The 12129-nt window shown below is 72.8% G+C and carries 22 protein-coding genes; all 22 read left to right on the forward strand.

Going from position 1 to position 12129, the window contains the following annotated elements:
• Window positions 1-36 precede the first annotated feature (36 nt).
• On the forward strand, window positions 37-336 hold the full coding sequence (locus tag ACH41F_RS22530) for a helix-turn-helix domain-containing protein (protein WP_398837115.1): 300 nt from the start codon (window positions 37-39) through the stop codon (window positions 334-336).
• Window positions 333-623 carry a DNA-binding protein gene (locus tag ACH41F_RS22535; protein WP_398837117.1) on the forward strand — a complete coding sequence of 97 codons (291 nt, stop codon included), beginning with the start codon at window positions 333-335 and terminating at the stop codon, window positions 621-623. Before ACH41F_RS22530 ends, ACH41F_RS22535 begins: the two co-directional genes overlap by 4 nt.
• A gap of 89 nt (window positions 624-712) precedes the next feature.
• Window positions 713-1219, forward strand: coding sequence for a hypothetical protein (locus ACH41F_RS22540; protein WP_398837118.1), 507 nt, complete (start codon window positions 713-715; stop codon window positions 1217-1219).
• Window positions 1216-1797, forward strand: a complete 582-nt coding sequence (locus ACH41F_RS22545) for a hypothetical protein (RefSeq protein ID WP_398837119.1) — start codon at window positions 1216-1218, stop codon at window positions 1795-1797. Before ACH41F_RS22540 ends, ACH41F_RS22545 begins: the two co-directional genes overlap by 4 nt.
• Window positions 1794-2084 carry a hypothetical protein gene (locus tag ACH41F_RS22550; RefSeq protein WP_398837121.1) on the forward strand — a complete coding sequence of 97 codons (291 nt, stop codon included), beginning with the start codon at window positions 1794-1796 and terminating at the stop codon, window positions 2082-2084. The genes ACH41F_RS22545 and ACH41F_RS22550 overlap by 4 nt, the downstream gene beginning before the upstream one ends.
• A gap of 2 nt (window positions 2085-2086) precedes the next feature.
• Window positions 2087-2695 carry a hypothetical protein gene (locus ACH41F_RS22555; RefSeq protein WP_398837122.1) on the forward strand — a complete coding sequence of 203 codons (609 nt, stop codon included), beginning with the start codon at window positions 2087-2089 and terminating at the stop codon, window positions 2693-2695.
• A gap of 94 nt (window positions 2696-2789) precedes the next feature.
• Window positions 2790-3104, forward strand: a complete 315-nt coding sequence (locus ACH41F_RS22560; protein WP_398837124.1) for a hypothetical protein — start codon at window positions 2790-2792, stop codon at window positions 3102-3104.
• The gene (locus ACH41F_RS22565) at window positions 3101-3532 is read left to right on the forward strand and encodes a hypothetical protein (RefSeq protein ID WP_398837126.1); all 432 of its coding nucleotides are present in this window, start codon (window positions 3101-3103) and stop codon (window positions 3530-3532) included. Before ACH41F_RS22560 ends, ACH41F_RS22565 begins: the two co-directional genes overlap by 4 nt.
• Window positions 3529-4038 (forward strand): hypothetical protein, encoded by a 510-nt coding sequence (locus tag ACH41F_RS22570; protein ID WP_398837127.1) that lies wholly within the window; start codon window positions 3529-3531, stop codon window positions 4036-4038. The genes ACH41F_RS22565 and ACH41F_RS22570 overlap by 4 nt, the downstream gene beginning before the upstream one ends.
• 232 nt (window positions 4039-4270) lie before the next feature.
• Complete coding sequence (locus ACH41F_RS22575) at window positions 4271-4744, forward strand: hypothetical protein (RefSeq protein WP_398837129.1); 474 nt, start codon at window positions 4271-4273, stop codon at window positions 4742-4744.
• A 145-nt stretch (window positions 4745-4889) separates the two neighbouring features.
• The gene (locus tag ACH41F_RS22580) at window positions 4890-6698 is read left to right on the forward strand and encodes a hypothetical protein (RefSeq protein ID WP_398837130.1); all 1809 of its coding nucleotides are present in this window, start codon (window positions 4890-4892) and stop codon (window positions 6696-6698) included.
• A 2-nt stretch (window positions 6699-6700) separates the two neighbouring features.
• Window positions 6701-7048 (forward strand): hypothetical protein, encoded by a 348-nt coding sequence (locus ACH41F_RS22585; RefSeq protein WP_398837132.1) that lies wholly within the window; start codon window positions 6701-6703, stop codon window positions 7046-7048.
• Window positions 7045-8520 carry a histone-like nucleoid-structuring protein Lsr2 gene (locus ACH41F_RS22590; protein ID WP_398837134.1) on the forward strand — a complete coding sequence of 492 codons (1476 nt, stop codon included), beginning with the start codon at window positions 7045-7047 and terminating at the stop codon, window positions 8518-8520. Before ACH41F_RS22585 ends, ACH41F_RS22590 begins: the two co-directional genes overlap by 4 nt.
• Window positions 8517-8738, forward strand: a complete 222-nt coding sequence (locus tag ACH41F_RS22595) for a hypothetical protein (RefSeq protein ID WP_398837135.1) — start codon at window positions 8517-8519, stop codon at window positions 8736-8738. The genes ACH41F_RS22590 and ACH41F_RS22595 overlap by 4 nt, the downstream gene beginning before the upstream one ends.
• On the forward strand, window positions 8735-8953 hold the full coding sequence (locus tag ACH41F_RS22600) for a hypothetical protein (RefSeq protein ID WP_398837137.1): 219 nt from the start codon (window positions 8735-8737) through the stop codon (window positions 8951-8953). The genes ACH41F_RS22595 and ACH41F_RS22600 overlap by 4 nt, the downstream gene beginning before the upstream one ends.
• Complete coding sequence (locus tag ACH41F_RS22605; protein WP_398837139.1) at window positions 8950-9372, forward strand: hypothetical protein; 423 nt, start codon at window positions 8950-8952, stop codon at window positions 9370-9372. The genes ACH41F_RS22600 and ACH41F_RS22605 overlap by 4 nt, the downstream gene beginning before the upstream one ends.
• Complete coding sequence (locus ACH41F_RS22610) at window positions 9369-9932, forward strand: hypothetical protein (protein WP_398837141.1); 564 nt, start codon at window positions 9369-9371, stop codon at window positions 9930-9932. The genes ACH41F_RS22605 and ACH41F_RS22610 overlap by 4 nt, the downstream gene beginning before the upstream one ends.
• A complete protein-coding gene (locus tag ACH41F_RS22615) occupies window positions 9929-10141 on the forward strand; it encodes a hypothetical protein (protein ID WP_398837142.1) in 213 nt (70 codons plus the stop codon). The genes ACH41F_RS22610 and ACH41F_RS22615 overlap by 4 nt, the downstream gene beginning before the upstream one ends.
• Window positions 10138-10377 carry a LuxR C-terminal-related transcriptional regulator gene (locus tag ACH41F_RS22620; protein ID WP_398837144.1) on the forward strand — a complete coding sequence of 80 codons (240 nt, stop codon included), beginning with the start codon at window positions 10138-10140 and terminating at the stop codon, window positions 10375-10377. Before ACH41F_RS22615 ends, ACH41F_RS22620 begins: the two co-directional genes overlap by 4 nt.
• Window positions 10374-11210, forward strand: coding sequence for a DUF3310 domain-containing protein (locus ACH41F_RS22625; protein WP_398837146.1), 837 nt, complete (start codon window positions 10374-10376; stop codon window positions 11208-11210). Before ACH41F_RS22620 ends, ACH41F_RS22625 begins: the two co-directional genes overlap by 4 nt.
• A gap of 197 nt (window positions 11211-11407) precedes the next feature.
• A complete protein-coding gene (locus tag ACH41F_RS22630) occupies window positions 11408-11866 on the forward strand; it encodes a hypothetical protein (RefSeq protein ID WP_398837147.1) in 459 nt (152 codons plus the stop codon).
• Between the two features lie 14 nt (window positions 11867-11880).
• Window positions 11881-12117: a hypothetical protein gene (locus ACH41F_RS22635; protein ID WP_398837149.1), complete on the forward strand. Its 237-nt coding sequence runs from the start codon at window positions 11881-11883 to the stop codon at window positions 12115-12117.
• Window positions 12118-12129: the final 12 nt, after the last annotated feature.

A 12129-nucleotide genomic window follows, 5' to 3' on the forward strand; every position in this document is an offset into this window, starting at 1 on the left:
CCGGATTTTCGGTCAAGTTGTCCGCGAGGTATGCCCATGATCTCTCCACCCCGATACCGGCTGCTCAGGCCCCATCTGATGCGCGAGCTGATGGAGCGCACCGGCACCGGGGCACCCATCAGCGGTCGCGAACTGGCCGCTGCGGTGGACGTCCCCAGCAGCACCATCGACGCCTTGCTCAACGGCGTAACCAAGACACAACCGGCCGACGTCGCCGAGCGGATTGTCCGCGTCATCGGTGTCGACCTGCTGATCTTGTGGGCGCCGACTGGGCGCGCAGTCCCGGACCCTCCTGAGGACCAGCCCGCCGGCCTCCGGACGGCGGTGCCAGTGTGACCCGCCGGTTCACCTACGCCGAGGCCGCTGAGGAACTGCCCGAGAACGTCACCGAGACCTGGCTCAGGCGGCACATCAAGCGACTGCCGCACACCAAGTTGGGGCGCGCCGTCTACTTCACCGACGACGACCTGAGGCGCATCGACCAGCTCTTTCACCACGAGCCCACCACGGGCCCGCTGGCCGCAGCGCCCACACCCGCGCCCGCCCCGAGCGCCCACACCCCTCACCCGTTGCACCACCTCAAGCCGCTCCCCGGGCGAAGCCCCGCACTTTCCAGGCTCTGACGGCAGCGAAACGGGGCCGCTCCGGACCTGCCCGTCCGTCGCGACCCCGCTGAAGAGCGATCACCTCACCACTCTGAAATGAGGTTCACGTGGACCAGGTTACCCAGGCCACCACGACCACCGCATCCACGGATGCCAGACAACTGGCGGGGCCCCGCGCGGCGTACAAGCGCGCGGAGGCCGTCGCCCAAAGGATTGTCGACCGGCTCACCTCGGTCATGCCGAACGCCGTCGAACTCTGCCGCGACCGCGACACGTACGGAATCCGGGTCCACTTCGGCCTCGGCCTGGCCGCCGGCCGCGGCGTCCTCGAGCTGGCCGCCCTCGCCGGCGCCGAGGTCACCCGCGATGCGATCGTCAGCGAGGCATGGCTTGAGTGCCGCACTCTGGTCGAGGGGGTCCCCCTGGTGGCCAGGGCTCTGCTCAAGGGGGACGAGGCCGACCGGCTGCTGCTGTCGACCGAGCCCGCGCCCCCCGCCCCCGAGCAGGAGGCCGCGGGCCCGGTCGAGACCGCCGTCGTACATCCGGTGCCGCTCGGGGCCAGCGTGATCGCCGTGGCGCCCGTCGTCGCCCCCGCCGCTGGCGGTGAGCAGTGAGCCAGAACCTGCGGCACGTCCCGCGCAAGGTGCACTCCGCCCTCGAGCTGGCCGCCACGATGCTGGACCTCCCGCTGACCGCCCAGCACCTCGAGGCCCTGGCCCTCGAGATGGCCGGACCGGTCCGCGCGCTGATCGCGGAAGCCCTGGCCGACGTCCGCGAGACCACCCCGGTCCGATACGCCGTGACCGCCCTCACGGGCGAGGTCGCCGTGTCGGAGTACGCCGGCTGCACCACGGCGGTCGGCCTGGATGTCGACCTCGACTCCCCGGCCGCCGACCTCGCCGCCCGCTTGCGCGCATCGCAGCACGACGTGACCGCGACCGAGGTACGCGACCGGACCACGCTCGGCCTGACCGTGCGCCCGCAGTCCCTGACCTGCTGGAGCTGGTGGGTCCACCGTCTCAACGTGCGCGTGGACGACATGCGGACCGACGGGGACTCGGTCACCGCCACCGGCTCGTACCGCGGCGTGGCCATCAACCTGCGCGGCGAGGGCGTACCCGACCTGCTCACCGACCGGGCCGCGGCGCGCCTCATGGGTCTGATCGCCGAGCCCGCCCGGTGCAGCGCATGACCGGGGCCGCAAGCGCCGCCGAGTGGGCGGCCTGCGCCGGGATCGGTACGGGGGTTGGAGCCGTCTCGCTCGTCCTGTTGAAGGTCTGGCTCGACGGCTCCGGCCACCGGGCCGCCGCGACCTGCCGCGCCGAGGACCGCTACCTGCCGGTGCCCGCCCCGGCCGCGCTGCCCGCCCGCGCTCCGCAGTTGCGGGCCCGGCACGCCGCGCCGCCCCTCGTCGACGAGACCCAGCCGATCTGCTGCGTGCACCCCCGCCGCGCACGCCACGCCCGAGAGGCCGCCTGACCATGGACCTGATCGAGACCGTCTACTTCGGATGGAACGCCCTCGCGCACGCGCCGGGCTGCCCGACCCCCGTGTGGGACGACGCCGACGTCCTCCACACCGAGGGCCTGCGCCCCGGCGTACGAGGCGACGACCACCACACCTGCGCCCATCCGGACTGCACCCACGCCGACACCTTCCCTCGGGTACAGCTGCGGCTGCTGTGCCGGGACTGCCAGACCGTACACACGATCTCCGGCGACAGCCTCACCCACGTCCTCTCCCACACCTCGGCCACCGGCTGGGGCCAGCCCCCGCGCCAGGTCGGCGAGGTGTGGCTGTGGCCCGGCCGCCCGGTCATCGAGGGCGGAGACCCGACCCAGTACCTCGTCACCCGCCAGCCGCAGACCGTCACCCGGGCGGCGCTGTACGGAATCATCACCCGGTACCGCGACGCCCAGGGGACCCCGCTCTGGATCGCCGGCGCCGTGCCGGACGAGGCCGGCGCTCACCAGGTTCACAGCCTGCGCTGGCGGTACTCCTCCCGCGGCCTGGCCGCGCTCGAGGACGCCGCCGCCTGGATCGCCGACGTGGAGACCGCACCGCAGCGCCCTCTGGTGGTGGCCGTCTGATGACCGCCGAGTACGTGCTGCTGGCTGCCGGTTTCACCATGGCGGTCGTCATGGTGGTCTGGGCCGCGCTCATCGGTACCGGCGGTGAGCGCTGATGCCTACTCGCGATCAGCGTCCCCGCCTGCCCGAAGTGAGCGAGGGACAGCGCAAGGCCCGACTCGCCTGGAACGGCGGCAAGACCGGCAACAGCCGCGGCGCCGCCGACACCGCCGTCGTCGAGGCCTGCACCGTCCAGGCCTGCGGTACCCCGGTCACCGGACCGCGCCCGCCAGCGGCGGCCATGGTCCAGGTCCGCGGGTCCGCCGACGGGGCGGGCGCGCATTGGTACTGCCCCCTCCGGTGCGCGGCGATCGCCCGAGCCAAGGCCGACCTCCGCGCGATCGGGACCGGTCCGGACGGTGCCCGGTGAAAGAGCCCCGCTTCAACGTGCTCCTGCGCGTACTCCGCTCCCCGCAGCCCGTACGGCCGCTGCTGGCCTACGAGTTGCGCGGCAGCGTGGTGCAGCTGCTCGGGCCCGGCACCACGGACCCCACCTGGACGGCCACCCCCGAGCTGCTCGCCGAGGCGATCGACGGGGAGCTGACCCGGGGCGAGGAGAAGGACACCCCCGCCGACGCGGGGGCGCCGTTCACTCCTCACGCCCTGGTCCTCACCCCGGCCGGCCCGGACTACCGGTGCACCTGCCAGTGCGGCCGCGCGATCGGCCGCGCCCCCAAGGGCCGGTCCATCGACGGCCTGGTCGGCCTCTGGGAGCAACACGCCCTCGAGCCCGACCATGCCGCCGCATGGGCCGACGCCCTCGCCGCACTCCCTCACTCCTCGATCGGAGCGTCATGACCGAGCGCACTCTCCCGCACGACACCTACATCGAGGAGGTCTACACCGCCCTCGACGACGCCGGCCTCGCCGTCGACGACTCGTTCACCGAGGACTCCGACACCCGCGGTCTGTACCGCTACCTCAACGCCGTCATCACCCTCGACCTGGAGCACACCAGCCACGCCGAGGACTGGCCGCACGGTCTGCTGCTGATCTGGGAGTGGCACACCGGCATCGAGGCCGACCAGGGCGAGCCCGACAAGGGTCCGGTCTGGCTGTTCGCCGAGGCCAAAGACGACGGCTCCAACGACTGGCCGACCGTCCTCCCGGTGTACGGCTACGCCTCCCCGGCCGCCGTCGTCGAGGCCACGCGCAAGGTCATCGCGCGGAAGATCCGCCCCGGCTCGGTCAACGGCATCAGCAGCGCCAGGTGGGACGGCGGGATCATCGGCGACTCCTGGGACCAGGCCGACGTCCTCGACGCCGCGTGCGAAGCGTGGAAGGCGCGAGAGACCAGCTCATGACGGCCCGCCGCCGTGTGTGCGAGTCGCTGGCTCCGCCTCACGCACTGCCCGTCGCGCACCCCTACACCCGCCTCTACCCCTGCGGCTGGCGGTGCGCTCGCCACACCCCGAACGCCCTGGCCGGACGGCCCGAGCCTCCACCCGGCCCCGGCTGGCCCATCCATCGTCAGCCCCCACCTGACACCGCCGAGGCGGCCGTCCCCACCGGCGCCGAGCACCACGAGGACACACCATGACCGCACCGGCCACACCGCGCACCCCGACCCCGGCCGACCTCGCCCGCCGTACCGCGCCGGTGGCGGCGCCCGCCGCACCGACTGCACCGCGCGCCGAGGACGCTCTCGCTCCGGGCAAGCTCGCCAAGAAAGAGCACTTCCGCAAGTTCTTCCTGTTCGGTCTGCGCCGCAGCCGTATGCACGCCCACGCCCGCCTGGTGGGCCATGACCTGATGTGGCGCGCCAACCACGCCACCGGCCAGGTCAGCCCCACCATGCACGTCTCCAGTGACGAACTCGCCCTGGCCACCGGACTCACCGCGGGCCAGGTCGACGTCGCCCTCCAGGTCCTGCACACCCGCGGCTGGCTGCACTACCGGCGGATCGCCGAGGGCCCGCGGACCGGGCAGCGCGCCATGGTCCTCACCATCCCGGCCGGGGCCCTCGAGCAGATCCGCAACCGCAAGGGTCCCCGCGAGTACACCCGCTAGGCCCTGCCCTTCGACCACCTGGCCGGCGGCCGCACCTCCCCGGGGCATCCCCCAGCCCCGCGGCCGCCACCCGGGTCCCGCCCGTCTCCCCCAAACGGGCGGGACCCGACCCCCAGCCCGCACCCTGAAAGAGAGATCCGCAGTCGTGTCCGTCGCCGCGCTCGCAGCCCACCCGGCTGCACCGCACGCCCAGCCGCAGCCCGCGGCCGCCGGCGTGCGCTCGCGTGACAGCGGCGGCACGACCATCCGCGTTCCCCTGCGCCTGGTCGTAGGTGCTCAGTACCCCGACGTGGCCCTGAGCACTTACGTCAAGATCGCAGCGCTCGCCCTCCGCCCGGAGGGCTGCACCGCCAAAGTGGCCGTGATCGCCGAGTACCTCGGCATGTCCAAGAGCGGCGTCGAACGCGGCCTCAAGCCGTTGCGCGCGCCCGACCCGGTGGACGGCATCACCGAGATCCCGACCATCCAGCGCACCCTCCCCGGCGGCCGCGGCCAGTCCGCCCACCGCGTCACCCGCCCCCTCGCCGAGGGCGAGTTGTGGGTGCAGATCCCTGTGCGCGCGGCCGAGGCCCTCACGCCCCGTCTGCTGCGCCTGTACGCGCTCCTCACCTACACCACCGCCCGCCGTATCCCCGTCACCATGGCGGAGCTCGGCGAGCAGCTGCGCCACCACACCGGCAAGCACGCCGGCGAGACGCTCGGGGAGCGTCAGGTCCGGCGCCTGGTCGACGAGCTTGAGCTGACTGGCTGGCTGACCGTTCACCGCCGTGAGGGCGAGCAGGGCCGTCACGCCTACGAGACCCACCGCCGCCCCCTGCACACCGTCCCGGCCGCGCCTAAGGCGGCGGCCCTCGAGGACCAGGCGCCCGAGCAACTGCCGCTGTGGGAGCAGGCGTCACCGGTCGTCTATGACGGATCGGGTCCGGGCGATCATGACGGTTCCCTCGCGTCTAAGGAAGACCACCTCACTGACCGACCCGAGAGCACGCCCCTTGTGGGGGTTTCCCGCCGTAGGCGAGGTGACCGTAAGTGGGGCGCGACCCCGGCGGACAACGCGACCGACGGCGCGGTGCCGGACACGTTCCGGCCGGACGTGTCTCGCGCTCCGCGCGGGAACCGCTCCTCCTCCACTGCCCAGCCGTACGCCGGGCCCGAGCTGCGCTGGACCCAGCGCATCCACACCGCGCTTGCCCCGATCCGGCACCTGATCAGCAGCGAGACGAGCCGGTTCATGTTGCGGCGCGTCGCCCGGGAGATCGGCCGCCAGCTCGACGACGCCTCCCGCACCCTGATGACGCCCGAACGGATGGCCGCCCGGATCGCCACCCGCTACCGCGACGCCCTCGAGATCCGCGACCTCGGCGCCTGGCTGCTCGCCGTGGCAATCGTCCCCCGCGGTTGCGGTCAGCCACTGTGCGAGGACGGCCGCACCTGGCCGACCGGCGAGCCCTGCGAGACCTGCGCCCACCACCAGCAGATCACCCGCGAAGAGTGGCGGCGCGCCCGCCTCCTCGAGGAGCAGCTGGCCGAGCTCCGCGCCCGCCGCGCCGCACCGGCCAAGGCCGACTACCGCCACCGGTCGCAGGCCTCCGACGCCGAGGTCCTGGCCGTCGCCGCCGAGCACGGCCCCGCGGCCGCGCTACACCGCTTCGGCCTGCTGCGCGCCGGCGAGCTCCTGCGCACCCACTACCCGCAAGTGCCGGTCGCTTCGGTCGCTGTACCGGCCGCCGCGCCCGCGCCCGTCATCGAGGAGGCGCCGATGGGCGACTACATGCCCGACGGCTTCCGCGCCGCGGTCGGCCGCGCCGAGCCCATCGGCGCGCTGTCGGTCCCGTGCCCGCATCCCGGCTGTCCTGCGGCCAAGGGCCAAGCCTGCACCAGCGAGCGGGGCCGCGCCCGTGCCCCGCACGCTGCCCGCGCGGCGGCCGCCGAGACGCACCCCGAGGAGGACTGACCATGCCGACCACCCCGCACCCCACCCAAGGCGTCACCACCTGCACCCGCTGCGGCGCAGCGATCCGGTGGGCCACCGGCACCTCGGGCACTCTCAAGGGCCGCCGCATCCCGCTGAACGCACTGCCGTCCCCGGCGGGCGGCCTCGCCGCGCACACCACCGGCCTCGGCGGCCTGGTCGTGCGCGAGCTCGACGCCGAACGCCCCGACGTAGAGCTCCTCGAGTGGAAGGCCGTCGCCCACTGGAACAGCTGCACCGGCGACAACGGCCAGACGAGCCCGCAGCCGACCCGGTCGCGGCCCGCGCGGCGTCGGCCGACCCGCCAACCCCCGCTGTGGGGTGCGAGGTGAGTGCCGCACGTCCGCCGCGTGAGGATGTCGCCGAACTGCTGCGCGCGGGCCACACGTACGCGTCGATCAAGGCGGAGCTGGGTGTCTCCTCGCACACGATTTCCGCCATCCGCCGCGCCCGCGAAATCCCCACCCCGGACAGCGGTCCTGGCCGCCGGCCGTCCCCGGAGCGGCGGGCAGAGATCGAGCGTCACACGGTTGCGCTGCTCCGGGCCGGCGCCTCGTACAACGAGATCAAGGCACAGGTCGGCATCAGTGCGCCGACGATCGTCCGGATCCGACGCGAGGCCAAGATCCCCGCGCCCAGCCGTACCGGTGCCCGCCCTGCCCGCTCAACCGCCGACGCCCTCACCACGTACATCGAGCCGTACGGCGCCGAGCACAGCCGGTGGACCGGCCCGTGGGCTGGCCGCATGCCTCAGCTCTTCGCCGAGGGCCGCCGCTTCAACGCACGCCACGTCGTGTTCGAGCGGCACCACGGGCGCCCTCCGGTCGGCTATGTCCGCAGCACCTGCGTCGACCTGCCCTGCATGACCGGCGCGCACCTCGCCGACACCCTGCGGGGCCGAGCGATGAAAGACCTCCTTAGCGCGCGGGCCCGGGGCGCCGCGTCGAGGACCTCACGGAAGCCGAGCCACATGTCCCTTCAATGGCAGGACCGGGCAGCATGCGCTGGCGAGGACCTCGAGCTGTTTTTCTCCCGGTCCGCCGCTGACAGGGCCAATGCCGTGGCGATCTGCCACGACTGTCCTGTCCGAGCCGAGTGCCTCTACGAGCAGCTTCAGTACGAGACCGCAGATGGGCGCTACGGCGTATTCGGCGGACTCACCGCTGCTGACCGGCAGCATCTGCCCGCCCTTCCCGCCTCCCCTACGGCCGCGCTCACGGTGCTGCGCCAGCACCTCGCCGAGCAGACGCCGGCCGCCCCGGACCAGAGAGGGAAGCCGGTGACCGTTCAGGCCTTGAAGAACTTGCTCAGTGAGATCGACGAGCAGGGCGGCCCGCAGGCCGCCCGCGACAACCGCCTCCACCTCACCCCGCTCACCGACTCGGAGACCGTCATGCCTACCACCGACCCTGCCCCCGCCCTCGCCGACGTCCTGCCCCTCGAGCAGCTGCTCGCGTGGGGCGACAGTCACCCCGACAGCAGCGCGCAGGACCAGGCCGTCCGCGCCCGCGCCGCCGTCGAAGGCCTGCGCGCCCGGCACTCCGCGGACCAGAAGCTGTCCGCCATCACCGACGAGGCCGCCCAGCTCGAGAAGCGCCTCGCCGAGCTGCGCGCCCGCGAGGCCGAGCTCGCCCCGAAGAAGACGAGGCGGAAGTCCAGTAGCGCCGCTCGGGACTACGACACCCGCACGGTGCGCGCCTGGGCCGCCGAGCACGGCGTCGACTGCCCGCGGGTCGGCCAGATCCCCAAGCGGGTCCTCGACGCCTGGCGCACCGCCAACTCATCGGCGGGCGGTGACGCGTGAGCGAGTCCGTCGAGTGCCCGATGTGCCACCAGCCGACTCGGTCCGCGGCCGCGCGTAGTCGCGGCGGGATCGGCGGCCGCTGCTGGCGCAAGCTCCGCCCCGACCAGCGCGCGTCCCTGCGCCGCAGCCCCGGCCAGGTGCGGCGCATCCTCGCCCAGCCGCCGCCGGCCACCGACAGCCAACTCCCCATCGACCAGGACCAGGAGCGCACAACATGACGACACCCACGAGGCAGGCCACCACACCGTGCCCCTGCTGCCGCCAGCCGAAAGCCCGCAGCCTGTACCTGTGCAGTCTGTGCTGGGGCACTCTGCCCGGCCTCACACGCCGCGCCCTGTCGCGCCGCGACAGCAAGGCCATGGACCGGCTACAGGAACTGCATCGCCAGCTCGCTGCCGGCCGGCCGCTCGCCGAGATCCAGGTGACGCCATGACGGCCTGGCAGCGCGCGGCCCTCAGCTGCCGCCTGACCGCGCTCTCTGCATCCATCGGTGCGGTGTGGCTGTCCACCCACGACAACTGGATCCCCGCGGCCAGCCTCTGCTGGGGCGCGCTCGTCCTGGCCGTCGTCGGCGGCCGCTGCCAGCACGCCCACCTCTTTGACCAGGCCCGGCACGAGCGCGCGCGACGAGCGGCGGCCGCCGACTCCAAGACGCTCAACGTACCGATCCCCTGCTGCTCCTACTGGCGGCACTCCGGCGGCACCGTACACGGGCCGGACTGCGCTCGTCCCCCTGAGGCCCGCTACGTGATGCGCAACGGTCAGCCGCTGGACGAGGTGGAGCGAGCCGCGTTCGACGCGATCACCGCCTCGCTCGATCTGCCCGGCCACGACAAGCGGGGGGCTGCATGAGCAACCAGTCTGACCCTGTACCGGCTGACACCTGCCGTTCCGTCGAGGTCGATGGCGAGACCGTCCGCGTCCGGGCCAGCGGTGAACTCGGCGACCGGGAGCAGGAGTTCCTCGCTGATCTCGTTCGTGCGGCCAAGGAGAGGTTCCTGACCGAGCAGGCCGTCATCGTGCAGCGCGTGATCGGCATGTATCGGGGCTGGCGTGCGGCCGACCCGCCGATCGGCACGTCGTCCCGCTGGTGGAACGACCGGGTCCAGGAGCTCGGCGAGGCGCTCTCGCACCACATCGACGCCGCGTGGCAGCCCTACGACAACCCGCTCATGGCCCGCGAGAAATGGGCTCTGCGTCTCGTCGGCATCCTCGCCGACCTCGATCGCTGCCAGCACGGCCGTCACGAGGGCGACCCGTGCGGATCCTGTGGCGGCCTGTCCACCGGCAACCCCTACCTCGGGCCCGGCCGGGTCATCGGCCACGGCGTCTACGGCAACCCCATCGTCCTGCCCACCCGCGACCGCAAGACCGACCCCGCCGCCTGGCGCACCACGAAGGACACGAAGTGAACGACCACACCCAGCCGCCCACCGCCACCGCCCGCCGCAGCGCCCGCGCCGAACTCGCAGCGCGGCCCGCCATCGGCAACAACGAGACCGCCGAGGCCGTCGTCAACGTCGCGCTGGCCGGCGCCTGCTGCGAGACGTGGTGGACCAGCGCGGGCACCACCCATGACGAGGCGTGCCAGCGCCGCGCCCCGAAGAGCAGCGCGGCATGAGCGGCCTCACCCGCCGCCAGCGCGAAGTGCTCGCCCTCGCAGCGAACGGCCACACCAACATGGGCATCAGCCGCCGCCTCGGCATCGTCCGAGCCACCGTTGACCGCCACCTCGCGGGCGCCTACGACGCGCTCGGCGCACGGGACCGGGCGCAGGTCGTCGCGATCGCCCTCGCGGTCGGGGAGTTGGCCGTGCAAGAGATCCACATCCCCGAGCAAGCCAAGGAACCGAAGTGACCGACCAGCCCACCACCCACGGCCCCGTCGAGTGGACCCCCAACCACTACCGCGGCAACGGCCTCCAGCCCTTCGACGTCATCAACGCCTTCGACCTCGACTTCTACGAGGGCAACGCCCTCAAGTACCTGCTGCGGTGGCGGAAGAAGAACGGCGTCGAGGACCTGTGCAAGGCGCGGACGTACGTACAGATCCTCATCGACCGCGCAGAGCAGGCCGCAGTAGACGGCTCCGAGGCACACTCGGCTGTCGTCGTCCACCACCTGGCCAAGCCGCAGGCCAGCCGACCCGACGGTGTGGACGAAGAAGCACCCGAGCCGACCATCTGTCGTCCAGTCGACGGCGAGGACGCGGACGTCGCTCTCGGCCACCTCCTCAGGGACCTCGCAGCAGCCCTCGCGGACTACCCAGTCGCCGCCTGGACACCGAGCAACCTCGCCGGCCGAGCCCTGCGGGTCATGCGGCCCGAGCTGGAGCGGCTGCGTGCCACCGAGGCCGCCATCGAGCGCGTGAGCGCCCTCGCCGACCAGTGGGCCAGCGCCGGGCAGGACCCGAACGCGCGCATCGGCATGGACGCCGCAGCTGAGGCCATCGTCACAGCCCTCAGCGAGCAGCGCGCCCCGGCAGCGATCGAGCCCGACAGGTGCTGCGGCAGGCTCGCTTTCGAAGTCTGCATCCACGACGTCATGCCCACCGGAGCAGCACTCGCTCCTGCAAGAACCGAAGTGCAGCGCGTCACCGACACCCAGCCCCAGGAGCAGCCATGCACTGCCGAGTCCTCGCCGCAGAAGTCGCCCGCACCCTCACCGCCCGAGGCCACACCAACTCCCTGACCGGACCCGCATGGCGCCCCGGACACCGCACCACCCAGGCCAGCCCCCGCACGGTCCGCATCTGGCACGACGGACCCGACCAACCTCGACCAGTACGCCAGCACGCTCCGGACGGCCGGATACACCGTCGCGGTCGAGCGGCGCGAGGGGAAGCGGCCCTCGCTGCGGATCACCCACCAGACCACGGAGAAGTGACTATGCCCCAGCGCCCCAACCGCCGCAGTGTCCAGAGCGCCGTGAACGCGACCGCCGCCCGCATCGGCGAACACCTCACCAAGAAGATCAAGGCCGTGGAGGCCGAGCGCGACGGCGCATACCGCGAGCGCGCCTGCCTCATCGCCCTCCTTGCCGCGCTGACCCCCGGGGCCGTGATCGCCCCGGCCCGCGACGTCGAGGAACCGGGCTGGTGGATCGTGTACCTGAACATCGGTGGGCGGCAAGCCTCTTGGCACATCGCCCCCCGTGACACGGACCTCTTCGCCGGCGTCGAGCAGGCAGGAGTCGACGACCCGCGCGCTCAGTGGGACGGCCACTCGACGGACCAGAAGTACGCGTGGATCGCCGAGTACACCGCAGAGCAGATGCGGCGCTGCGGCCCTGAGTGCACCGAGATGCACACCGGCACGGGCCGGTGCGAGATCGCGGGGGACCGATGACCCTCGCCGTGCACATGACCGACGAAGAGCGCGACCAGATGCTGGAGCGCATCGTCACCGTTGTCGCCGAGATCCGGAAGCTGGCCGAGGCCGTCGCGCCCGCCGTCATCGCGGCCGCCAACCAGCTGCACCAGGCAATGGAAGAACTGCGCGAGGCCGGGTTCTTCGACGACGACTACAAGCCCGTCGGGCCCGCCGACCGGCCGGCGTGGCAGTCCCCGTACGGCCCGCCCCCGAGGAGGAGGCGGTGACCGCGTACGAGG

This window comes from Streptomyces sp. NPDC020489 (genome assembly GCF_044386545.1).
Taxonomy (GTDB): domain Bacteria; phylum Actinomycetota; class Actinomycetes; order Streptomycetales; family Streptomycetaceae; genus Streptomyces.